The organism is Variovorax monticola, assembly GCF_051216855.1.
GTDB lineage: Bacteria > Pseudomonadota > Gammaproteobacteria > Burkholderiales > Burkholderiaceae_C > Variovorax.
This window is the reverse complement of record NZ_JBPJZP010000007.1, coordinates 114,603-135,363: the sequence shown is the minus strand read 5'-3', so window position 1 is coordinate 135,363 and position 20,761 is coordinate 114,603. Positions and strand designations below refer to the sequence as shown.

Here is a 20,761-nt window from a genome sequence, read left to right as displayed (position 1 = left end):
CAACAACGTCCCGGAGCGAGACCCCTCATGACTTTCACCCGCCGCCAGATCCTGCAGACCACCAGTGCCTCGGCCTTGATGGCCGGCCTTGGCCAGAACGTCTTCGCGCAAGCGATGAACATCGAGACCGCCACCATCGTCACCGGCTTCGCGGCCGGCGGCACGTCGGACACCACCTGCCGGCGCCTGGCGCTGAAGCTCAGCGGCGAGTACGCCAAGACCGCCGTGGTCGAGAACCGCACCGGCGCGGGCGGCCAGATTGCCGTGAGCTACGTGAAGGGCCGCCCGGCCGACGGCAGCACCATCCTGCAGACGCCGACCTCGATCCTCACGATCTACCCGCACATCTACAAGAAGCTGCCGTACGACCCGATGGTCGACATCACGCCCGTCAGCCTGGCCTGCGTCTTCGACTTCGGCTTTGCCGTGGGCCCGGCCGTGCCGGCCAGCGTGAAGACGGTGCCCGAGTTCCTGGCCTGGGCCAAGGCCAACCCGGCCGGCGCCAACTTCGGCTCGCCGGCCGCGGGCTCCACGCCGCACTTCATCGGCGCGCTGCTGGGCAAGAAGGGCGACGTCGAGCTCAAGCACGCGGCCTACCGCGGCACGCAGCCGGCCATGCTCGACCTGCTGGGCAGCAACGTCTCGGCGGTGTCGGGGCCCATCGGCGACATCACCCAGCATCTGCAATCGGGCAAGGTGCGCATCCTGGGCGTGTCGGGAGCCAAGCGCAGCCGCTTCGCGCCCGACGTACCCACCTTCGGCGAACAGGGCCTGAAGGACATGGCGCACAGCGAATGGTTCGCCTTCTTCCTGCCGGCCAAGGCGTCGCCCGAACTGGTGGCCAGGCTGAACACGGCCATGAAGAACGCGCTGGCGCAGAAGGACGTGATCGACGGCCTGGGCACCTTCGGCCTGGAGGCGATGTCTTCCACACCTGCCGAGCTGACCGCGCTGCTGAAGAAAGACACCGCCAAGTGGGCGCCGATCGTCAAAGAGGTCGGCTTCACCGCGGAAGGTTAACCACATGAAGGAACTGCCATGAACACACTCGCCACGCCAGCGCCGCCCGCGCTGGTGCACCCTTCGATCCACCCCGACGAGCGCGCCGCGCGCGAGGAGCTCGCGGCCTGCTACCGCGTGTTCGCGATGCTGGGCTGGGTCGAGATGATCTACAACCACATCACGGTGCGGTTGCCCGACAGCGTGACGGGCGGTGAAAAGCAGTTCCTCATCAACCCCTTCGGCCTGCACTACAGCGAAGTGACGGCCAGCAACCTGGTGAAGATCGACCTGCACGGCAAGGTGCTCGACGGTTCGACGCACAAGGTGAATCCGGCCGGCTTCGTGGTGCACGCGGCCATCCACGACGGCCTGCCCGGCGCGCACTGCGTGATGCACACGCACACCACCGCCGGCGTGGCCGTGGCCTGCCTGCAGGGCGGCCTGCAGCAGACCAACTTCTATACCGCGCAGCTGCACGGCATGGTGGCGTACCACGACTTCGAGGGCATCACCATCCACGCGGACGAAGGTCCGCGGCTGCTCAGGAGCATCGGCGAGCGCAACGCCGTCATCCTGCGCAACCACGGCCTGCTGGCCTGGGGGCAGACGCTGCCGCAGACCTTCGCCATCCTGTGGACGCTGCAGCGCGCCTGCGAAATCCAGATGGCCACCTTCTCGATGGGCCCCGCCATTCCCGTGAGCGAAGAGATCGCCCGGCGCTGCACGCGCGACGCGCTGCAGTTCAGCCCCGAGCACGGCGCGGGGCAGGACGTGTTCAATGCGCTGGTCCGCCAGGTGGACCGCATCGACACTTCCTACCGCAACTGACCCCGGAAACCCCATGAAGATTTGCATTTACGGCGCCGGCGCCATCGGCGGATGGATCGGTGCCGGCCTCGCGCAGGCGGGCCAACGGCTCAACGTGGTGGCGCGCGGCGCCACGCTGGAAGCGCTGCAGCGCGACGGCCTTTCCCTGGTGCGCGGCGACGTGCGCACGCGCGTGCCGGTGCACGCGGTGGCCGACCCGGCGGAACTCGGCGTGCAGGACCTGGTGGTCATCGCCGTGAAGGCGCCCGCGCTGGCCGGCGTGGCCGAGCGCATCGGCCCGCTGATCGGCGCCGACACCGTCGTGCTGGTGGCCATGAACGGCGTGCCGTGGTGGTTCCTGGAAGGCGGCTTCGGCGGCGCGATCACCGGCCACCGCCTGGCCGCGGTGGACCCCGAAGGCGCCATTGCCAAGGCCATTCCGTCGCGCAACGTGATCGGCTGCGTGGTGCACGCGAGCTGCTCGCTCGACGCGCCGGGCGTGGTGCGGCACCACTTCGGCAACGGGCTGATCGTGGGCGAGCCCTCGGGCGAGGCCACGCCGCGCGTGCACAAGCTGGTGGCGCTGCTGAAAAGCACCGGCATCGACACCACGCTGTCGCCGCAGATCCAGAAGGACGTGTGGTTCAAGCTGTGGGGCAACATGACGGTGAACCCGATCAGCGCGCTCACCGGCTGCACCACCGACCTGATCATGGGTGACGACCACGTGCGCGGCTTCATCTCGGCGGTGATGCTGGAGGCCAAGGAAATCGGCCGGCGCATCGGCATCGAGATCACGCAGAGCCCCGAAGACCGGCACGCCATCACGATGAAGCTCGGCGCGTTCAAGACCTCGATGCTGCAGGACGTTGAGGCCGGCCGCTCGGTGGAACTCGATGCGCTGGTGACCGTGGTGCGCGAGCTGGGCGAGCTGACCGGCGTGGCCACGCCGTACACCGATGCGCTGCTGGGGCTGGCCCGGCTGCGCACGCGGCAGCTCGGGCTTTATTGATTCGCCGGTCTACCAGCGCTTTTCAGGCGTGGCGGCCAGCGTCTCGGTGCAGGTGGCGACGGCCTTGGTGCGTTCCTCGCGCAACCGCTGCCAGTTGTCGGCCTGCCATTGCGCCCACGCCACGGGTTCCGACTGGTAGTAGCAAGTGGCCGGCGGGCGCATGAAGCCCGGGCGGCCCAGTTCGGCGCCGAACTTCAGGCGGAACAGCTCGTCCGATCCCGTCAGGTTTTCGTAGACCAGGTGCCACGCGCCCGGGAGCAGCGGCGTGTCGGCTTCCGCCTGGACCTTGCCGGCCTCCGCGATCTCCTCGGGCGTGGAGCCGTCGGTCAGGGCGGTGGCATGCGCGACTTCGGCGCGCTTGCGGTAGATGTCGGTGGCGACCTTGCCGAGCGCCTCGTTCAGCTCGGCCATGGCCGGGTTGACGCCCAGCGGGTCGTCCTTGAGGGCGTCGAGCGTGTCGCCGCCCAGGTCGTCCTTCGAGAAGCTCTGCACGGCCGCGCCACGCGTGAGCACCGCGAGCGCGACGTTCAGCGCAATCTGTCCTGCCACGTTGTTGACGGTGTTGTCGCGGCGAACCACGCGGAGCTTTTCGATGCCCGGCTTGTACTGGCCGCGGTTGAAACGCAGCCGGGTTTGCGGCGCGGCAGGCGCCTCCGGGAGCGCCACGGTGACTGCGGGCGTTGCGGCAAGTGCAGCCGGCGCGGGTGCCACGGCCGGGTCCGCAGCCGTTACCGGGGCACTCGCCGGCAACAGTTCCGATGCTGCGACTCCTTCCGTCTGCGCATGGCTCGAGAAGCCGGCGACGGCCAGCGCGATACCGCATGCATGTCGTGCGACATGTGTAAGTTTTTTTGATTTCATGTGAGCAGTTATTTCCTCCGGCGCGGATTGTCACCGCCCGGAAGCCACTGCCCGATGCTCGCGCGCCTACAAAGTCACGGAGCGGGCGTTTCGCCGAAGGCCGTTCAGGCCAGCGCGCGCCGAATGGCGCCCACGGCCCGCAAGGTGCGCGCCGTCGCGATGGCGTCGATCGGCTGGTTCTGCGACGACAGCTTGGCGATGACCAGGTCGTTGCGCGGGTCGACGAACAGGTGCTGCCCGTGGATGCCCATGGCGAACAGCATGCCGGGCGCGTCGTCCACCGCGTACCAGCCGCTGCGGTAGCGCATGCGCATGCCCGCGAAGCCGGCGGCGAACTCGCCCTGGTTCCAGGCCTCGGCGTCGCCGCCGTGCCACATGTCCTCGATCCAGCCGGCGGGCACCACGGCGCGGCCGTCGGCGGCGCGCCCCTGCTGCAACACCATCCAGCCTACGCGCGCCAGGTCGCGCGCGGTGGCGCACAGGCCGCCGGTGCAGCGGGCCGCGCCCTTGGCGTCGACGGTGATGTACGCCGGGTCTTCGGCGCCCATGGGCGCCCACAGGCGCTCGCTGGCCAGCGTGGCGAAGGGTTGCCCGGCCACACGCTCCATGACGAGCCCCAGCAGGTCGGTGTTGGCCGAGGTGTACTTGAACGGGCCGCCGTGCGGCGCGTGCGTGGCGGTGGTCGTCTCGAAGAAGGTGCGCAAGTCCGACGGCGCTTCGCCGGGGGGTGCCGGGTCCCAGCCGGTGGCGGCGCGGTAGGCCTCGGCGGCCTGCGCGTCCATGACGACGCCGGTGCGCATGTCGAGCAGGTGCCGAACCGTGGCGCCCTGGAAGGCGGTGCGTGCCAGTTCGGGAACGATGGCCGACACCGGCGCATCGACGTCGAGCAGGCCGGCGCCGTGCAGCACGCCGGCCACGAGGCCCACCACCGACTTGGTCGCCGACATGAGGATGTGCGGCGTGTGCGGCGCCATGCCGGCGTCGTAGAACTCGTGCACCACGCGGCCCTGGTGCATCACGACGAGGCCGTCGGTGCGGGTGAGCTGCTGGAACTCCGCGAGGTCGAGCGCGGCGATGCCGGTGGCAAAAGGCGCGGCGCGCGCAGGGTCGTTGGCGATGTCGGCCACGGGAATGAGCTCGCGCACATGCTGGAAGGCCCAGGTGCTGTGGGGCCGGGTGCGCCAGTTGGTGTGGTCCGCGGCGGCAGGGTTTGCTTCGGGTGATGGGTCCATGCCCCGAGTCTAGGGAGACCGGGCCGGAGGGTCCATGCGCGAGACAACCGGATTCCGTGGCGATCGTTCGCGCGGAGGCAGCGTGACCCACCACGGCCATCGCATACCGGGCACCGGGAACCTCAGCGCGCCTTCAGCAGCACCCGCACCGCCTCGGGCAGCGAGTCGACCTGCGGCATGAAGTGGTCGAGCAGCGCGCCCAGGGCCACCGCGCAGACCACCGCGCCCAGCAGCGGCTTCCAGGTGAGCCGCACGGCCGCCAGGAGCCAGCCCTCGCGCGCCACGCGCACCGCGGCGCGCGCCGACACATACGAGAAGGCAACCTCGACGGCCACGGCCAGCAGTGCGTCCCAGCTGAAGTACAGCAGCACCAGCGAGCCCGCGCCGAGCACCACGGCCGTGCAGATCAGGAAGATGGCGACCACCGGCACCACGATGACGGCGCCCTCGTCGGCGGCGCCGGCCACGTCGAGCGCGCCGCTGGCCACGTCGGACAGGCCGCTGCCGCCTCCACTGCCGCTGCCGCCGCCTTCACCGACGCTCGCGCGGCTGTGCGAGCCCCCGCCTGCGCTGCGCCCGCCGCCGACATCCAGCTCGGGCGCGTCGATGTCGGGGTTGAACTCACGCCCCTCGACCAGCCGCTTCGCCCACCAGCGCAGCACCAGCAGGTAGCCCAGGTACCCCACGCCCAGTGTGAGGAAGTAGCGCACCGCCAGCGAGTCGACATGCAGCAGGTGCATCTGCAGCGCCGACACGCACCACATCAGCATCAGCGTGAAGCTGCCGATCAGGATGCCGTGCGTGCGCAGGCTGTGGTCGCGGTGCAGGTCGCGTTCGACCTGCGTTTCCCAAAGGCGCACGGAGCGCCAGTCGGACAGGACCTTCATTCGCCTTCGGTGCGGGCGGGCTCCGCGAACGGCACGCGCGGCGCCACGGCGCACATGAGCTCGTAGCCGACGGTGCCCGCGGCGCGCGCCACCTCGTCGATGGGGAGCACCGTGCCGGTCTTGGTGGACTTGCCCCACAGCGTGACCTCGCTGCCGAACCTGGCGCCGGGCACGTCGGTGAGGTCGACAGTGATCATGTCCATGCTCACGCGCCCGACCATGCGGGTGCGCACGCCGTTCACCAGCACCGGCGTGCCGGTGCCGCAGTGGCGCGGGTAGCCGTCGGCATAGCCGACCGCGGCAACGCCGATGGTGAGCGGGCCCTCGGCCGTGAAGCTGGAGCCGTAGCCGATGGTGTCGCCGGCCTTCAGCGTCTGCACCGAGATCAGCTGGGTCGCGAGCGTCAGGGTCGGCCGCAGCTGCCAGTGCGCCGCGTCGTGCTCGGGGAAGTCGGGCGCGCTGCCGTACAGCACGATGCCGGGGCGCACCCAATCGCCGCGCGTCAGCTCGGGGTGGCGCAGGGTGGCGGCGCTGTTGGCGATGGAGCGTTCGCCCGGCAGGTCGCGCGTGACGCGCTCGAAGGCCTCGAGCTGGTGGGCGATGCCGCGGGCGCCGTCGGCATCGCTGAAGTGCGTCATGAGCGAAATTTCGTCGACCTGGGTCAGCGCGTTCAGGCGGGTCCAGGCGGAGCCGAAGCGCTCGGGGGTGAAGCCCAGGCGGTTCATGCCGGAGTTCATCTTCAGGAACACGCGCTGCGGCTTCAGGGTCTTGTGGGCGGCGAGCATGTCGATCTGCTCGTCGCAATGCACGGTGTGCCACAGGTCCAGGCGCGAGCACAGCTCCAGGTCGCGCGCGTCGAACACGCCTTCCAGCAGCAGCACCGGGCCGCGCCAGCCGAGGGCGCGCACGCGTTCGGCCTCGGCCAGGTCGAGCAGCGCGAAGCCGTCGGCACCGCGCAAGCCCTCATAGACCCGCTCGATGCCATGGCCATAGGCATTGGCCTTGACCACCGCCCAGACCCGGGCGTCGAGGGCCGAGCGGCGCGCCCGCTCGAGGTTGTGACGCAGCGCGTCGGTGTGGACGGTGGCAAGAATGGGGCGCGGCATGGAGACTCTGCGGAGGCTGGAGGAAAATGCAGACCACGTTTTAGCACCTTCGGGAATGGGGTCGAACACCGTGGGGATGCCTAATTTGGCGTCGCACCCCCATGCTATAACCGCCCATTCGCCCACAACGCGACACTTTTTCACTACCGCCAGCAGACCCTCTGGCCAGCCAGCCCATCGATGAAGCGCGGTTTCTTTACGATCATGTCGGCCCAGTTCTTTTCGTCACTGGCCGACCAAGCGCTTTTCGTTGTTGCCGTCGACCTCATGCGGAGTTCGGGCGCGCCCGAATGGCAACGCGCGGCACTGGTGCCCATCTTCGCGGTCTTCTATGTGGTGCTGGCCCCGCTGGTGGGCGCCTTCGCCGACGCCTTGCCCAAGGGCAAGGTCATGTTCATCAGCAACGCCATCAAGGTGGTGGGCTGTCTGATGATGCTGTTCGGCTCGCACCCGCTGCTGTCGTACTCCATCGTCGGGCTGGGCGCTGCGGCGTACTCGCCGGCCAAGTACGGCATCCTGACCGAGCTGCTGCCGTCCTCCCAGCTGGTCAAGGCCAACGGCTGGATCGAGGGCCTGACGATCGCGTCCATCCTGCTGGGCATCGTGCTCGGCGGCACGCTGGTAGGCCATGCCGTTTCCAGCAAGCTGCTGGCCTTCGACTTCCCGCTGATCGACACCGGCATCGACTCGCCGGCCGAAGCCGCCATTGCGGTGCTGATCTTCGTCTACGCGCTGGCGGCCTGGTTCAACACCCGCATTCCGCACACCGGCGTCGAAATGCGCCCGCTGCGCTCCAACCCCGAGCAAGGCCTGGCGCGCAACATCGTGGCGCTGCTGCCCGACTTCTGGCATTGCAACTCCCGCCTGTGGCGCGACCGCCTCGGCCAGATCTCGCTGGCCACCACCACGCTGTTCTGGGGCGCGGGCGGCAACCTGAAATACATCGTGCTGGCCTGGGCCGCGCTGGCGCTGGACTACAACACCACCCAGGCCTCGGCACTGACCGGCGTGGTGACCATCGGCACGGCGGTGGGCGCCATCGTCGCCTCGATGCGCATGCGCCTGGACATGGCCACCCGCGTGATTCCGATGGGCATCGCCATGGGGCTGATGGTGATCGCCATGAACTTCATCGGCAACGTGTGGCTGGCGGTGCCGTTCCTGATCATCCTGGGCGGGCTGGGCGGCTTCCTGGTGGTGCCGATGAATGCCCTGCTGCAGCACCGCGGCCACAACCTGATGGGCGCGGGCCGCTCCATTGCCGTGCAGAACTTCAACGAGCAGGCCTGCATTCTTCTGCTGGGCGGCTTCTACAGCATTTGCACCGGCCTGGGCCTGTCGGCCTACGGCGCCATCAGCGCCTTCGGCCTGGTGGTGGCCGGCTGCATGTGGCTCATCAAGCGCTGGCATGAGAACAACCTGAAGAAGTACCCCGAAGAGGTCGAGCACCTGCTGGCCATCGCCCGCAGCGACAAGCACCACTGACATCGCGCGACCGCGTTGGTGAACTGGCCGGCGCGCCCGGCGCCCACCTTTTCCCAACGCCCACATGCCCGCGCTCGCCCTCGTCTTCAACGCCTTCGTCTGGGGCGTGTCCTGGTTCCCGTTTCGCCAGATCGCGAGCCACGGCCTGCATCCGCTGTGGACCACCTGCCTGATCTACCTGGCCATTGCCGTGGCGATGGGCCTCGCACGCCGGCAGGCCTGGAAAGGCTTCGCGGCGTTCCCGATGCTGGTGGTGCTGGGCATGGCGGCGGGCTTCACCAACGTGGGCTTCAACTGGGCCGTGACCCAGGGCGACGTGGTGCGCGTGGTGCTGTTGTTCTACCTGATGCCGCTGTGGAGCGTGCTGCTGGCCTGGCTGCTGCTGGGCGAGCGGCCGACCGGCGGCGCGCTGGCGCGCGTGGCGCTCGCGCTCGCAGGCGTGGTCGTGGTGCTGAAGGCGCCGGGCGCCGACTGGCCGGTGCCCTCGAGCCTGCCCGACTGGCTGGGCGTGGCGGCGGGCTTCGGCTTCGCGGTGACCAACATCACGCTGCGCCATCTGCGGCACGCCCCGGGCGAATCGCGCGCGCTGGCCATGTTCTGCGGCTGCACCGTCATGGCCGGCATGGCGGCGCTGGCGGGCACCGCGCTCGGCGCCATCGATTCACCGATGCGCGCGTCCCCGGGCTGGCTGGGCTGGGCCGCGCTGCTGGGCACGGGCTTCGTGATTGCCAACGTGTGCCTGCAGTACGGAGCGTCGCGGCTGACCGCGAGCGCCGCCTCGGTGATCATGCTGTCGGAGGTGCTGTTCGCCAGCGTGTCGTCGGTGGCGCTGGGCGCGGCCACCATGGATGCGCGCATTCTCGTGGGCGGGGCGCTGATCGTGGCGGGCGCGGTGTGGTCGGCGTTTGCGCGAACGCCCGTGCGGGGCGATGATCGCGCCTCCAGCGCCACTGCCGCTCACTGAGGACATTTTCATGACCAGCGTCTACGACTTCGAAGCCAACCAGATCGACGGCAAGCCGGTGCAGCTTTCCGCCTTCAAGGGCAAGGTACTGCTCATTGTGAACACCGCCAGCAAGTGCGGCTTCACGCCGCAGTTCGCGGGGCTGGAAGCGCTGCACGAAAAGTACGCCGGCCAGGGGCTCACGGTGCTGGGCTTTCCGTCGAACCAGTTCGGCTCGCAGGACCCCGGCACCAACGAGGAAATCGGCGCCTTCTGCACCAAGAACTACGGCGTGAGCTTTCCGATGATGGAGAAGATCGACGTCAACGGCAGCGCCGCCGCACCGCTCTACCAGTGGCTCACCAAGGAAAAGCCGGGCCTGCTGGGCCTCACGGCCATCAAGTGGAACTTCACCAAGTTCCTGATCGGGCGCGACGGCAAGGTGCTCAAGCGCTATGCGCCGCTGGACACGCCCGCTTCGCTCACGCGGGACGTGGAAGCCGCGCTGGCAGCGGCGGCTTGAAGCCCTGCCGCGCTGGCCGACGCGGCCTGAAGCGCTCGCCGCTCAGAACCTGAAATCGGCCGTCTTCGAGCTCCCGCCCACCGTGACGGTCTGGCTCTTGGGGCTGCCGCCGGGCTCGGCCGCATCGATCATGTAGCGCCCGTTCGGCAGGTCGACCAGGCACACCGGCCCGTTCGCGCGGAACGCCAGCGCGGCGGCGTTGTTGGCGTCGCCGCCCTTGATTGTCACGTCCACGTTGGCCATGTAGGCGCCGTCGGCGCGCGCGAACAGCAGCGCCAGCGGATGCGCCTTCATGGCCGAGCGCATGGCCGTCGACTCGTCGGAGCCGATGCCGCCGCACACGTAGCGCGCAGCGCCCGCGCCCTGCCAGGGCGGCATGGCGCCTTGCGCCTGCGCGGCCACCGCACCGGCTGCGCACGCGCAGGCCAGCAGCGAACGCCGCAGCGCGGGAGAAACGAGGGATGCGAGAACGAGGGACATGGCACGGGCTCCTTGCAGATTCGGTGCGGTCATGATGCGCCGCCACGCTCGCTCGCGCGAGTCGGACCAACCCCCTCCCCGCTGTGCGACCAGGCCCCGGAGCACGCCCCCGGATCAGGCCGTCAGCGCCGCGTCCAGCAGCTCGACCCAGTGCCGCACCGGCGTGTCGCCGCTGCCGCTTTGCAGGTGGGTGATGCAGCCGATGTTGGCCGACGCGATGGTGGTGGGCTGCAACTGCTTCAGGTGGCCCAGCTTGCGGTCGCGCAGCGGGTAGGCCAGCTCGGGCTGCAGCACCGAGTAAGTGCCGGCCGAGCCGCAGCACAGGTGCGATTCGTTCAGGGCCACGCGCACGTCGAAACCCAGCGCGCGCAGGTGCGTCTCGACGCCGCCGCGCAGCTTCTGGCCGTGCTGCAGCGTGCAAGGCGGGTGGTAGGCCACCACGCCCGCCGGCGCCTGCACACGGGCCTTCAGCGCGGGCACCAGGTCGGGCAGCAGCTCGCTCAGGTCGCGCGTGAGTTCGCTGATGCGCGCGGCCTTCAGCGCGTAGGCCGCGTCGTGCTGCAGCAGGTGGCCGTACTCGCGCACGGTGACGCCACAGCCCGAGGCGTTCATGACGATGGCCTCGACCTCGTTGCGCTCCACCCGCGGCCACCACGCGTCGATGTTCGCGCGCATCTGCGCCTTGCCGCCTTCCTGGTCGTTCAGGTGGAACTTCACGGCGCCGCAGCAGCCCGCCTTTTTCGCGATCACAGTCTGGATGCCTGCCGCGTCGAGCACGCGCGCGGTGGCGCTGTTGATGTTGGGCATCATCGACGGCTGCACGCAGCCCGCGAGCATCAGCACCTTGCGCGCATGCGTGGCGGTGGGCCAGGCACCGGCCTCCTGCTTCGCGGGCACCTTGGCCTTGAGCGCCTCGGGCAGCAGGCCGCGCACGGCCTGGCCCAGCTTCATGGCGGGGCCGAACAGCGGCGAAGGCAGCCCCTCCTTCAACAGCCAGCGCTGCGCCTGCTCCATGGCGGGGCGCGGCACCTTCTCGTCGACGATCTTGCGACCGATGTCGACCAGGTGGCCGTACTGCACGCCGCTCGGGCAGGTGCTTTCGCAGTTGCGGCAGCTCAGGCAGCGGTCCAGGTGCAGCTGCGTGCTGCGCGTGGGCGCGTGGCCTTCGAGCACCTGCTTGATGAGGTAGATGCGTCCGCGCGGGCCGTCGAGCTCGTCGCCGAGCAGCTGGTAGGTCGGGCAAGTGGCGGTGCAGAAGCCGCAGTGCACGCACTTGCGCAGGATGGCCTCAGCCTCGCGGCCTGCGTCGGTGCCTTGGAATTCGGGGGCGAGCTCGGTTTGCATGGCGGTTCTTGTTTTATGTGAGAGCGAGCAGGCGGCCGCGGTTGAACAGGCCGTGGGGGTCGAACTCGCGCATCAGCGCGCGGTGGATGCGTTCGACGGGGGCGCTCATGGCGTCGAAGCGCGGCGCGTGGCCGCCGGTGTGCGCGCCCGGCAATCGGAACAGCGTGGCATGGCCGCCCACCGCGTGCGCGACTTCGCGGATGCGCGCGGCCTGGGCCAGATCGGGCGACACCTTGTACCAGCGCTGGCCGCCGTGCCATTCGACCAGCGGCACGGCACCGTCGAGCGCCAGCACCGGCGCGGTCTGCGGCACCGACAGGCGCCAGAGCGCGCTCGTGCCCTCGTCCACCGCAAACCACGGCAGCTGCTGGTTGCGCAGCGACTGCCAACCGGCGGCGGCATGCGCGTCGTCCCTGCGCTCGCCGCCCAGGTGCACGCAGGCGGCTTCCACCGCCGCGACCGCACCGCGCAGGCGCAGGTGCAGCGCACCCGCACCTTCCTGTTCGAACCAGCAGCTCGCATTCAACGGCAGCGGCCGGCCGCCCCACTCGTTGAGCAGGCGCAGCGCATCGGCCTGGCTGCAGGCGAAGGCCAGCGTGGCCTCGGCGGGCGGCACCGGCAGCACCTTGAGGCTCACCTCGGCGATCACGCCCAGCGTGCCCAGCGAGCCCGCGAGCACACGCGACACGTCGTAGCCCGCGACGTTCTTCATCACCTGGCCGCCGAAGCTCAGCACCTCGGCGCGGCCGTTGACCAGCGTGGCGCCCAGCACGTAGTCGCGCACCGCGCCGACGCTGGCGCGCGCGGGGCCGCTGAGGCCGGCGGCGACCATGCCGCCCACCGTGCCGTCGCTGCCGAAGCACGGCGGCTCGAACGGCAGGCACTGGCCCTTCCCCGCGAGGGCCGCCTCGAGTTCGGCCAGCGGCGTGCCGGCGCGCACGGTGACGACCAGCTCGCTCGGCTCGTAGCTCGTGATGCCGGCGAGCGCGCGCATGTCGAGCAGCTCACCTTGCGACGGCTCACCGTAGAAATCTTTGGTGCCGCCGCCGCGAATGCGCAGCGGCGTGACGTCGGCGGCGGCGGCACGCACGCGCTCGACGACCTGTTGAAGTGCAGTGTCCATGCTGCGCATCAGAACCTCGGCAGGTCGGGATGCTGCAGCTTGCCGCCGCGCACCACCTGCTTGCCGTACTCGGCGCAGCGCTGCAGCGTGGGAATCACCTTGCCGGGGTTCAGCATGCCCTCGGGGTCGAAGGCGCGCTTCACGCCGAACATCTGCTCGTTCTCGCTGGCGGTGAACTGCACGCACATGCTGTTGAGCTTTTCCACGCCCACGCCGTGCTCGCCCGACACGGTGCCGCCCATGGCGACGCTGGTCTCCAGGATGTCGGCGCCGAACAGCTCGCAACGGTGCAGCTCGTCGGGGTCGTTGGCGTCGAACAGCACCAGCGGATGCAGGTTGCCGTCGCCCGCGTGGAACACGTTGCAGCAGCGCAGGTTGTACTTCTTCTCCATCTCCTGGATGGCCAGAAGAATGTCGGCCAGGCGCTTGCGCGGAATGGTCGAGTCCAGGCACATGTAGTCGGGGCTGATGCGGCCCGAGGCCGGAAAGGCGTTCTTGCGCCCGCTCCAGAACTTCATGCGCTCGTCTTCGCTGCCGCTCACCGTGATGGCGGTGGCGCCCGAGGAGCGCAGCACGGCCGTCATGCGGCCGATTTCTTCTTCGACCTCTTCGGGCGTGCCGTCGGACTCGCACAGCAGGATGGCCGCCGCGTCCAAGTCGTAGCCCGCGCGCACGAAGTCTTCGACCGCCGCGGTCATGGGCTTGTCCATCATCTCCAGCCCCGCCGGAATGATGCCGGCCGCGATCACCGCGGCCACCGCGTCACCGGCTTTGCGCACGTCGTCGAAGCTGGCCATGACGCAGCGCGCCAGTTGCGGCTTGGGCACCAGCTTGACGGTGACCTCGGTGGTCACGGCCAGCATGCCTTCGCTGCCGATGACCAGCGCGAGCAGGTCGAGCCCCGGCGCGTCGAGCGCCTCGCCGCCGAACTCGATGCCCTCGCCCTCGGCCGTGAAGCCGCGCACGCGCAGCACGTTGTGCAGCGTGAGGCCGTACTTCAGGCAGTGCACGCCGCCCGAGTTCTCGGCGACGTTGCCGCCGATGGTGCAGGCGATCTGGCTCGACGGGTCGGGCGCGTAGTAGAGGTTGAAGGGCGCCGCCGCCTCGCTGATGGCCAGGTTGCGCACGCCGCACTGCACGACGGCCGTGCGGCTCACCGGGTCGATCTTCAAAATGCGGTTGAACTTGGCGAGCGACATCGTCACGCCCAGGGTGTGCGGCATGGCGCCGCCCGACAGCCCCGTGCCCGCGCCGCGCGCGACCACGGGCACGCCGAGACCGTGGCAGGTGCGCAGCACGGCGGCCACCTGCGCCTCGGTCTCGGGCAAGGCCACCACCAGCGGACGGGCGCGGTAGGCGGTGAGGCCGTCGCACTCGTAGGGCGTGGTGTCCTCGGCGTGCCAGATGAGCGCATGCGCAGGCAAATGGGCCTGCAGCGCGCGGACCACCTGCGACTGGCGCTCTGTTTTTTGTAGCGAATCGTGCTGCGTGGGGGTGAGCGGCGCATTCATGCGGCGGCCTCTTTTCTTGGGTTCGCGCCGGAGCGCGGAATGTCTCGGGGTGGACTGCACTCTACGCACATCGACCCCGGCGCGGGTTGACGGATTTTTGCGGTCGGCTTGAGAGAACTTCGCCGGTCCGGTCCTTCGCAACGCGCGCCGGTCAGCGCAGGCTCTGTTCCAGCCAGTCGGCGAAGGCCGCGCACTCCCAGCGCTCCAGCGTGCCGGGTTGCCAGCAGATGTAGTGCCGGTGCGGCGAGGGCACGGCCTGGTCGGACAGCGCCACCAGCCGCCCCGACTCGAACCACGCGGCGCCCATCTTCTGCCGCACCAGCGCCACGCCGAAGCCGCTGGCTGCGGCGTCGTACACCAGCCCCAGGTCGTTGAACTGCGAGCCGATGTTCGGCTCGGGCTGGTCGAGCCCGCAACTGGCGAACCAGGTGCCCCAGGGTTCGAGCGGGCTGCGGATGAGCCGCGCGCTGGCGATCTCGGCGGCGCTGCGAAAGCCGGTGAACGGCCCGAATTCGTTCAGGTAGCTGGGGCTGCAGGCGGGCACCACCTGTTCTTCGAGCACGAGGCGGTGCTCGCAGTCGGCATAGCCGCCGGGGCCGTAGCGCACTTCGAGGTCGGCCTGCTCGGCGGTGACGTCGAGCAGCGGAATCGACACCTGCAGCACCAGCTCGATGTCGGGGTAGATGTTGCGAAACAGCTCCAGCCGGGGCATGAGAAATTGCCGGCTGAAGGTGGGCGTGACGGCAATGCGCAGCCGCGTGGCGCGCTGCGCGGCATGGCTGCCCAGCGGCGTGGCCTGCAGCGCAGCGAGCCCCGTGCGAACGTTCGCCAGGTAAGCCGCGCCGTCGGCCGTGAGGCTGAAGTCGCTGCGCCCGAAGAGCTTGAAGCCGACGTGCGACTCGAGCTGGCGGATGCGGTGGCTCACCGCGCTGGGCGTGACGCACAGCTCGTCGGCCGCGCGGCCCGCGTGCCGCAGCCTGGCGACGGCCTCGAAGGTCAGCAGGCATTGGATCGGGGGGATGTGCTGCAGGGCCATCGTCTCAGTGTGGGTGTTCGGCCGCCGCGCGTCCGGGGTGCCGCGCGATCGACCTCGGCCTCGCACAACGCACGTCGGGCACCCTCAGTCCTCGAAGAAGCTCACCGGCAACCCGGGCGTCTCCACGCGCATCGAAATCACGCAGCCCGAAGCCGGCCGCTGCTCGATCTCCGCGGCAGGCCGCCCCTTGCGCGCGCTGGTGACGAACAGCGTCTTCAAGTCGTCACCGCCGAAACACGGCATGGTCGGGCATTGAACCGGCACGGGAACCGAGGCCACGATGTCGCCCGAAGGCGCGAAGCGCAGCAGCTGCGCGCCTTCGAACATCGCCACCCAGTAGTGGCCTTGCGAATCGACCGTGGCGCCGTCCGGGCGGCCCTGGTAACCCAGCGGTGCGTCGACCGTCCAGCCTTCGCGCTTGGCTTCGAACTGATGGAACACGCGGGCACGCGACAGCGCGTTGGCCTCGGCGTCCCAGTCCCACGCGCACACCACGTGCGCGGCGGTGTCGGCCCAGTACAGGGTGCGGGCGTCGGGCGAGAACGCGAGGCCGTTGGCCGTGGTGGACTCGTTGGCCATCTGCGTGATGGTGGGGGAGATGCCCGTGCCGGGGCGTGCGTCCAGGCAATAGAGCGCGGCGTTGGGCCGGTCCTTGGCTTCGTTGAGCGAACCGCCCCAGAAGCGGCCCCGCGGGTCGCACTTGCCGTCGTTGAAGCGCATGGTGCGCACGTCGTGCTCCACACGCGCCATGGCGGCCAGCTCGCCGCCCCATTCGCGCGCCCGGTAGAAGCCGTCGCGCAATGCGATCACCAGGCCGCCGCTGCGCGCCGGCGCCATGCAGCCGGGCTCGGTGGGCAACGGCCATCGCTCCACGGTGGCATTCGGCGAACCGATGTCGCCGCGCGTGCGCAGCACCGCGCGGCCGGGAATGTCGAGCCAGTAGAGCGCGCGTTCTTCGGGGTGCCAGAACGGCGACTCGCCGAGCTCGCAAAGACTGTCTTCGATGGAGGTCCACATGGTCCGGCCATTGTGCCCCCGGCCACCAAAGCGGCAGGCAAAAAAAAGCCCGCTGACGCCGGAGCGCTCGCGGGCTGAACATCCAAAGGAGACCTCGCTTGAAAAACTCGTGACGAAGAATTGTTCTTGTGAATGCGGGTGGGCCGATCGCCGGCGGCGGGGCTGCCCGAAGGCAGCCTCGCCACAGGGAATCAGCGGTTGTAGGCGGTTTCGCCGTGCGAGGTGATGTCGAGGCCTTCGCGCTCTTCTTCTTCCGACACACGCAGGCCGATGGTCAGGTCGGCGATCTTGAAGGCGATGAACGCCACCACGCCGGACCACACGATCGTGAGCGCCACGCTCTTGATCTGGATCCAGACCTGTGCGCCCATCGCGAAGGTGTCGGGCGTTGCGCCGCCGGTGCCGCCGAGGCCCTTGGCCGCGAACACGCCGGTCAGGATGGCACCCAGGATGCCGCCCACGCCGTGCACGCCGAACACGTCGAACGCGTCGTCCGCGCCCAGCATGCGCTTCAGGCCGCCCACACCCCACAGGCAGACCAGGCCGGCCAGCAGGCCCAGCACGATCGAACCCATCGGGCCGACGAAACCGGCGGCAGGCGTGACGGCCACCAGGCCGGCAACGGCACCGGACGCGGCGCCCAGCATCGAGGCCTTGCCCTTGTGCAGGCTTTCACCCAGGATCCACGACAGCGCCGCGGCAGCGGTGGCGAGCACCGTGTTGATGAAGGCCAGGCCGGCCAGCGCGTTGGCAGCACCTGCCGAACCCGCGTTGAAGCCGAACCAGCCGACCCACAGCAGCGATGCGCCGACCATGGTGAGCGTGAGCGAGTGCGGCGTGAACGATTCCTTGCCGTAGCCCACGCGCTTGCCGACCATGTAGGCACCCACGAGACCCGCGACACCGGCGTTGATGTGCACCACGGTGCCGCCCGCGAAGTCGAGCGCGCCGTCCTTGCCCAGCAGGCCGCCGCCCCACACGATGTGGGCGATCGGCACGTAGCTGAAGGTGAACCACAGCACGGAGAACAGCAGCACGGCCGAGAACTTGGCACGTTCCGCGAACGCGCCGACGACCAGCGCCACGGTGATGGCCGCGAAGGTGCCCTGGAACGCGACGAACACGTACTCGGGAATCGTGGTCAGCGCGCCGAAGGTTTCCTGCGTGATGCCCTTCATGAAGATCTTGTCGAATCCCCCGAAGAAGTTGCCTTCGCCCGAGAACGCGATGCTGTAGCCGTAGATGGCCCACAGGATGCTGATCAGCGAGAAGATCACGAAGACCTGCATCAGCACCGACAGCATGTTCTTCGAGCGGCCCAGGCCGCCGTAGAACAGCGCCAGACCGGGGATGGTCATCAGGATGACCAGCAGCGTGGAGGTCAGCATCCAGGCGGTGTCGCCGGAGTCGATCTTCGGAGCCGGTGCGGCGGCGGGTGCCGCGGCTGCCGCGGCGGCAGGGGCCGCGTCGGCTGCCGCAGGCGCGGCCGGCGCCGCGGGTGCGGCAGCGGCGGGTGCCGAAGCGGCAGGCGCTTCGGCCGGGGCCGCGGGCGTTTGTGCAAGGGCGGCGGTGCCGGCAGCCAGCACACTCAAACCGAACGCAAGAGAGACAAGCAGTTTTTTCATAATCGTTGTTCTTTCGGGCCTGGACTCGTTCAGAGGGCTTCGCGGCCTGTTTCGCCGGTGCGGATGCGAACGACCTGTTCGAGGTTGTAGACAAAGATCTTGCCGTCGCCGATCTTGCCGGTGCGGGCGGCACCCTCGACGGCTTCGATCACGCGATCGACGAGGTCGTCGGAGACGGCCGCTTCGATCTTGACCTTGGGCAGGAAGTCGACCACGTACTCGGCGCCGCGGTAGAGCTCGGTGTGGCCTTTCTGGCGACCGAACCCCTTGACCTCGGTGACGGTGATCCCCTGCACGCCGATGGCCGACAGTGCTTCGCGCACCTCGTCGAGCTTGAACGGTTTGATGATGGCTGTGACCAGCTTCATGAGTTTTCTCCTTCGGATGGAAATGAAACGGTGCGGCAGCTTGGGCCGCACCTCGTTGTTCTGTGGCTTACAGCGTCTTCGTCAGCGTGAGGATGAAGCGCGCCTTGTTCGGCGAGTACGTCGTCTGGCCGAAGGTGCCGAAGCCGTAGTCCACGCCCGGGTTGCTCACGGCGAGGTACGAACTCTTCTTGTTCGCGCCCTGCACCGAGCCGGTCAGCGACAGGCCGTTGCCGAAGTCGTACGACGCGCCCACGTTGTAGTCGACATAGCTCTTGTAGCCCAGGCTGCGGATGTCGCTGGACATGTTCGTGTAGCCCACGGCCGCCTTCAGCGTGACCTTGGGCACGATTTCCTTGCTGTACGCCAGGTTCAGGTAGCCGGTGTTGGTGCCCTTCAGGCCCGAGCCCGCCTTGTTGCCTGCGTAGCCGAAGTAGTCCTTCGACACGGTGTGCGAGTACTTGGCGGTGAACGAGCCGAGGGTTTCGTCGGCGTAGGTGCCGGCCACGTACAGCTCGGTGGTGTTGCCCGACGAGTTGCCCGGGTAGATGTAGGTGAGCGCACCGACGTCCATGTCCAGCGGGCCGGCCTTGAACTTGTAGCCACCGTACAGGTCCATCTCGATGCTGTTGCCCTTGAGCCAGTTGACGCTGGAGTTCCAGCTGCCCACGTAGAAGCCGCTGTCGCCGAAGGCGTAGTCGAGGCCGCCCTGGATGGCGGGCTTGAAGCCCTTGGTCTTGGCGTAGTCGTTCTTGCCCAGCATGTCCTGGTCCTGGCCACGGAACTTGTAGTTGGTCGTCAGCGAGATGTTTCCCGTGAGGTTCGGGGCGGGAGCGGCCGCCGGCGCGGCGGCGTCGGTTGCGGCCTGCGCCAGGGCGGCGCCCGAAGCGGTCAGTGCGGTGGCAAGAACGATCAGCGCCTGGGCGGCGGTGCGGTACGTCATCGGGAAACTCCTCGCAAAGTGTGTTGGGGACTGTGAGGCTCAAAGCAGGGAGCGTGCCAAACTGCTCAAAAGCCCGCCCGCAGAGCGCTCTCCGCGGGCTTGAGCGAGCGCCAAATCGTTACAACAGGTGCCTCGTGTGGCGGTAGTTTCTCCAGGAACTGCACCACGGACGTGCCCCTGATGGGCGCACCATCTTGGGGAGTCGAACAACAATGAGTTTGTCTTTGGTGCAAAGCCGCGCTTTGCTGGGGCTGGAAGCGGCCAGTGTCACGGTTGAGGTGCATCTGGCGAACGGACTGCCCAGCTTCACGCTGGTAGGTCTGGTGGAAACCGAGGTCAAGGAGGCGCGCGAGCGGGTGCGCTCGGCCATCCAGAACGCGGGGCTGGAGTTTCCCAACAACAAGCGCATCACCGTGAACCTGGCCCCGGCCGACCTGCCCAAGGACTCCGGCCGCTTCGACCTGCCCATGGCCATGGCCATCCTCGCGGCCAGCGGGCAGATCGACAACGCCCGGCTCGCCGGCCACGAATTCGCCGGGGAGCTGTCCCTTTCGGGGGAGCTGCGGCCCGTTCGCGGTGCGTTGGCCATGGCACTGGCGCTGCATACACGGGGCGTGGCCACCCGATTGGTGCTGCCCATGGACAGCGCACAGGAAGCCGCGCTGGTGCCCGGCGGCGAGGTGTACGGGGCCCGGCACCTGCTGGACGTGGTGCGGCAGTTCGTGGCCGACGCCGACGCGGCGGCGCAGCTGCCCGAGCCGGCGTCGGACGACGGCTGGGCCCGGGTCGAGGCCGCGCCCGGCGCTGCAGCACCGCGCTATGCCGACCTGTGCGACGTCAAGGGCCACACGGGCGCCAAGCGGGCGCTGGAGATCGCGGCGGCGGGCGGCCACAGCCTGCTGATGATGGGCGAGCCGGGTTCGGGCAAGTCGATGCTCGCGCAGCGCTTTGCGGGCCTGCTGCCGGGCATGAGCATCGGCGAGGCGCTGGAAAGCGCCGCCGTGGCCAGCCTGGGCGGGCGCTTCGCGACCGACCGGTGGATGTGCCGTCCGACTTCGGCGCCGCACCACACATCGAGCGCGGTGGCGCTGGTGGGTGGCGGCTCTCCGCCGCGGCCCGGCGAGATTTCCAGGGCGCACCACGGCGTTCTGTTTCTCGACGAGTTCCCCGAATTCGCCCGCTCCGCCCTCGAAGCCCTGCGCGAGCCGCTGGAGACCGGCACCATCACCATCTCGCGCGCCGCGCGCAGTGCCGAGTTTCCGGCGCGCTTCCAGCTGATCGCGGCCATGAACCCCTGTCCTTGCGGCTACCTGGGCTCCTCGCTGAAAGCCTGCCACTGCACGCCGGCCCAGGTGTAGGGAGTCATATTTATTGAGCCTTGATCAAAGTTGTTGGTCCGTCCTGTTCATAGTTAGTGAGCTGGCGCCGACTCCTTCATGAGTGTCGGACTTGCGATCGC

Annotated in this window: 19 protein-coding genes and 1 pseudogene; 7 read left to right on the top strand and 13 right to left on the bottom strand. The window is 69.0% G+C overall.

The genetic code is table 11. From position 1 onward, the window contains the following. Positions 1–27 precede the first annotated feature (27 nt). The 3 genes from ACSFA5_RS24720 to ACSFA5_RS24710 are packed head-to-tail and all read left to right on the top strand — an operon-like array spanning position 28 to position 2,821. On the top strand, positions 28–1,020 hold the full coding sequence (locus ACSFA5_RS24720; RefSeq protein ID WP_435446690.1) for a Bug family tripartite tricarboxylate transporter substrate binding protein: 993 nt from the start codon (positions 28–30) through the stop codon (positions 1,018–1,020). Positions 1,021–1,038: 18 nt separating this feature from the next. Then, positions 1,039–1,830 carry a class II aldolase/adducin family protein gene (locus tag ACSFA5_RS24715; protein ID WP_435446689.1) on the top strand — a complete coding sequence of 264 codons (792 nt, stop codon included), beginning with the start codon at positions 1,039–1,041 and terminating at the stop codon, positions 1,828–1,830. Positions 1,831–1,843: 13 nt separating this feature from the next. Next, on the top strand, positions 1,844–2,821 hold the full coding sequence (locus tag ACSFA5_RS24710; RefSeq protein ID WP_435446688.1) for a 2-dehydropantoate 2-reductase: 978 nt from the start codon (positions 1,844–1,846) through the stop codon (positions 2,819–2,821). Positions 2,822–2,830: 9 nt separating this feature from the next. On the opposite strand, the gene ACSFA5_RS24705 is transcribed toward ACSFA5_RS24710, so the two are convergent. The 4 genes from ACSFA5_RS24705 to alr form a co-directional block, all read right to left on the bottom strand. After that, positions 2,831–3,487 carry a hypothetical protein gene (locus tag ACSFA5_RS24705; protein ID WP_435446687.1) on the bottom strand — a complete coding sequence of 219 codons (657 nt, stop codon included), beginning with the start codon at positions 3,485–3,487 and terminating at the stop codon, positions 2,831–2,833. Between the two features lie 299 nt (positions 3,488–3,786). Then, a complete protein-coding gene (locus ACSFA5_RS24700; protein WP_435446686.1) occupies positions 3,787–4,914 on the bottom strand; it encodes a serine hydrolase domain-containing protein in 1,128 nt (375 codons plus the stop codon). 122 nt (positions 4,915–5,036) lie between these two features. Continuing rightward, positions 5,037–5,801: a hypothetical protein gene (locus ACSFA5_RS24695; protein ID WP_435446685.1), complete on the bottom strand. Its 765-nt coding sequence runs from the start codon at positions 5,799–5,801 to the stop codon at positions 5,037–5,039. Then, positions 5,798–6,907, bottom strand: coding sequence for an alanine racemase (alr, locus tag ACSFA5_RS24690; protein WP_435446684.1), 1,110 nt, complete (start codon positions 6,905–6,907; stop codon positions 5,798–5,800). Before alr ends, ACSFA5_RS24695 begins: the two co-directional genes overlap by 4 nt. 180 nt (positions 6,908–7,087) lie before the next feature. On the opposite strand from alr, the gene lplT reads away from it, so the two are divergent. The 3 genes from lplT to ACSFA5_RS24675 all read left to right on the top strand — a co-directional run bounded on the left by lplT (position 7,088) and on the right by ACSFA5_RS24675 (position 9,858). After that, positions 7,088–8,392, top strand: coding sequence for a lysophospholipid transporter LplT (lplT, locus tag ACSFA5_RS24685; RefSeq protein ID WP_435446683.1), 1,305 nt, complete (start codon positions 7,088–7,090; stop codon positions 8,390–8,392). A 64-nt stretch (positions 8,393–8,456) separates the two neighbouring features. After that, the gene (locus tag ACSFA5_RS24680; RefSeq protein ID WP_435446682.1) at positions 8,457–9,356 is read left to right on the top strand and encodes a DMT family transporter; all 900 of its coding nucleotides are present in this window, start codon (positions 8,457–8,459) and stop codon (positions 9,354–9,356) included. Between the two features lie 10 nt (positions 9,357–9,366). Next, positions 9,367–9,858 carry a glutathione peroxidase gene (locus tag ACSFA5_RS24675; protein ID WP_435446681.1) on the top strand — a complete coding sequence of 164 codons (492 nt, stop codon included), beginning with the start codon at positions 9,367–9,369 and terminating at the stop codon, positions 9,856–9,858. A gap of 42 nt (positions 9,859–9,900) precedes the next feature. Here ACSFA5_RS24675 and ACSFA5_RS24670 read toward each other — a convergent pair whose 3' ends face one another. The 9 genes from ACSFA5_RS24670 to ACSFA5_RS24630 form a co-directional block, all read right to left on the bottom strand. Continuing rightward, on the bottom strand, positions 9,901–10,338 hold the full coding sequence (locus ACSFA5_RS24670; RefSeq protein WP_435446680.1) for a carboxypeptidase regulatory-like domain-containing protein: 438 nt from the start codon (positions 10,336–10,338) through the stop codon (positions 9,901–9,903). Positions 10,339–10,452: 114 nt separating this feature from the next. Further along, positions 10,453–11,682, bottom strand: a complete 1,230-nt coding sequence (gene glcF, locus ACSFA5_RS24665) for a glycolate oxidase subunit GlcF (protein ID WP_435446679.1) — start codon at positions 11,680–11,682, stop codon at positions 10,453–10,455. Between the two features lie 13 nt (positions 11,683–11,695). Next, entirely contained in the window at positions 11,696–12,805 is a 1,110-nt protein-coding gene (gene glcE, locus ACSFA5_RS24660; RefSeq protein ID WP_435446678.1) for a glycolate oxidase subunit GlcE, read from the bottom strand. An 8-nt stretch (positions 12,806–12,813) separates the two neighbouring features. Next, a complete protein-coding gene (locus ACSFA5_RS24655) occupies positions 12,814–14,316 on the bottom strand; it encodes an FAD-linked oxidase C-terminal domain-containing protein (RefSeq protein WP_435446677.1) in 1,503 nt (500 codons plus the stop codon). A gap of 151 nt (positions 14,317–14,467) precedes the next feature. Then, on the bottom strand, positions 14,468–15,352 hold the full coding sequence (locus tag ACSFA5_RS24650) for a LysR substrate-binding domain-containing protein (RefSeq protein ID WP_435446676.1): 885 nt from the start codon (positions 15,350–15,352) through the stop codon (positions 14,468–14,470). An 84-nt stretch (positions 15,353–15,436) separates the two neighbouring features. Then, positions 15,437–16,369 (bottom strand): SMP-30/gluconolactonase/LRE family protein, encoded by a 933-nt coding sequence (locus ACSFA5_RS24645; protein ID WP_435446675.1) that lies wholly within the window; start codon positions 16,367–16,369, stop codon positions 15,437–15,439. Positions 16,370–16,560: 191 nt separating this feature from the next. Continuing rightward, positions 16,561–17,994: an ammonium transporter gene (locus ACSFA5_RS24640; protein WP_435446674.1), complete on the bottom strand. Its 1,434-nt coding sequence runs from the start codon at positions 17,992–17,994 to the stop codon at positions 16,561–16,563. A 29-nt stretch (positions 17,995–18,023) separates the two neighbouring features. Then, the gene (gene glnK / locus ACSFA5_RS24635) at positions 18,024–18,362 is read right to left on the bottom strand and encodes a P-II family nitrogen regulator (RefSeq protein ID WP_007833403.1); all 339 of its coding nucleotides are present in this window, start codon (positions 18,360–18,362) and stop codon (positions 18,024–18,026) included. Between the two features lie 67 nt (positions 18,363–18,429). Next, positions 18,430–19,302, bottom strand: a complete 873-nt coding sequence (locus tag ACSFA5_RS24630) for a TorF family putative porin (RefSeq protein ID WP_435446673.1) — start codon at positions 19,300–19,302, stop codon at positions 18,430–18,432. A gap of 212 nt (positions 19,303–19,514) precedes the next feature. On the opposite strand from ACSFA5_RS24630, the pseudogene ACSFA5_RS24625 reads away from it, so the two are divergent. Continuing rightward, positions 19,515–20,657, top strand: a pseudogene (locus ACSFA5_RS24625) (YifB family Mg chelatase-like AAA ATPase); the annotation flags it as partial. Positions 20,658–20,761: the final 104 nt, after the last annotated feature.

Excerpts from the sequence above, each read along its gene's own strand:
- glnK (WP_007833403.1), bottom strand. The coding sequence starts at position 18,362 with ATGAAGCTGGTCACAGCCATCATCAAACCGTTCAAGCTCGACGAGGTG.
- ACSFA5_RS24700 (WP_435446686.1), bottom strand. The coding sequence starts at position 4,914 with ATGGACCCATCACCCGAAGCAAACCCTGCCGCCGCGGACCACACCAAC.
- ACSFA5_RS24695 (WP_435446685.1), bottom strand. The coding sequence starts at position 5,801 with ATGAAGGTCCTGTCCGACTGGCGCTCCGTGCGCCTTTGGGAAACGCAG.
- ACSFA5_RS24715 (WP_435446689.1), top strand. The coding sequence starts at position 1,039 with ATGAACACACTCGCCACGCCAGCGCCGCCCGCGCTGGTGCACCCTTCG.
- ACSFA5_RS24630 (WP_435446673.1), bottom strand. The coding sequence starts at position 19,302 with ATGACGTACCGCACCGCCGCCCAGGCGCTGATCGTTCTTGCCACCGCA.
- ACSFA5_RS24645 (WP_435446675.1), bottom strand. The coding sequence starts at position 16,369 with ATGTGGACCTCCATCGAAGACAGTCTTTGCGAGCTCGGCGAGTCGCCG.
- glcE (WP_435446678.1), bottom strand. The coding sequence starts at position 12,805 with ATGGACACTGCACTTCAACAGGTCGTCGAGCGCGTGCGTGCCGCCGCC.
- ACSFA5_RS24680 (WP_435446682.1), top strand. The coding sequence starts at position 8,457 with ATGCCCGCGCTCGCCCTCGTCTTCAACGCCTTCGTCTGGGGCGTGTCC.
- glcF (WP_435446679.1), bottom strand. The coding sequence starts at position 11,682 with ATGCAAACCGAGCTCGCCCCCGAATTCCAAGGCACCGACGCAGGCCGC.
- ACSFA5_RS24640 (WP_435446674.1), bottom strand. The coding sequence starts at position 17,994 with ATGAAAAAACTGCTTGTCTCTCTTGCGTTCGGTTTGAGTGTGCTGGCT.
- ACSFA5_RS24675 (WP_435446681.1), top strand. The coding sequence starts at position 9,367 with ATGACCAGCGTCTACGACTTCGAAGCCAACCAGATCGACGGCAAGCCG.
- ACSFA5_RS24710 (WP_435446688.1), top strand. The coding sequence starts at position 1,844 with ATGAAGATTTGCATTTACGGCGCCGGCGCCATCGGCGGATGGATCGGT.
- ACSFA5_RS24670 (WP_435446680.1), bottom strand. The coding sequence starts at position 10,338 with ATGTCCCTCGTTCTCGCATCCCTCGTTTCTCCCGCGCTGCGGCGTTCG.
- lplT (WP_435446683.1), top strand. The coding sequence starts at position 7,088 with ATGAAGCGCGGTTTCTTTACGATCATGTCGGCCCAGTTCTTTTCGTCA.
- alr (WP_435446684.1), bottom strand. The coding sequence starts at position 6,907 with ATGCCGCGCCCCATTCTTGCCACCGTCCACACCGACGCGCTGCGTCAC.
- ACSFA5_RS24650 (WP_435446676.1), bottom strand. The coding sequence starts at position 15,352 with ATGGCCCTGCAGCACATCCCCCCGATCCAATGCCTGCTGACCTTCGAG.
- ACSFA5_RS24655 (WP_435446677.1), bottom strand. The coding sequence starts at position 14,316 with ATGAATGCGCCGCTCACCCCCACGCAGCACGATTCGCTACAAAAAACA.
- ACSFA5_RS24720 (WP_435446690.1), top strand. The coding sequence starts at position 28 with ATGACTTTCACCCGCCGCCAGATCCTGCAGACCACCAGTGCCTCGGCC.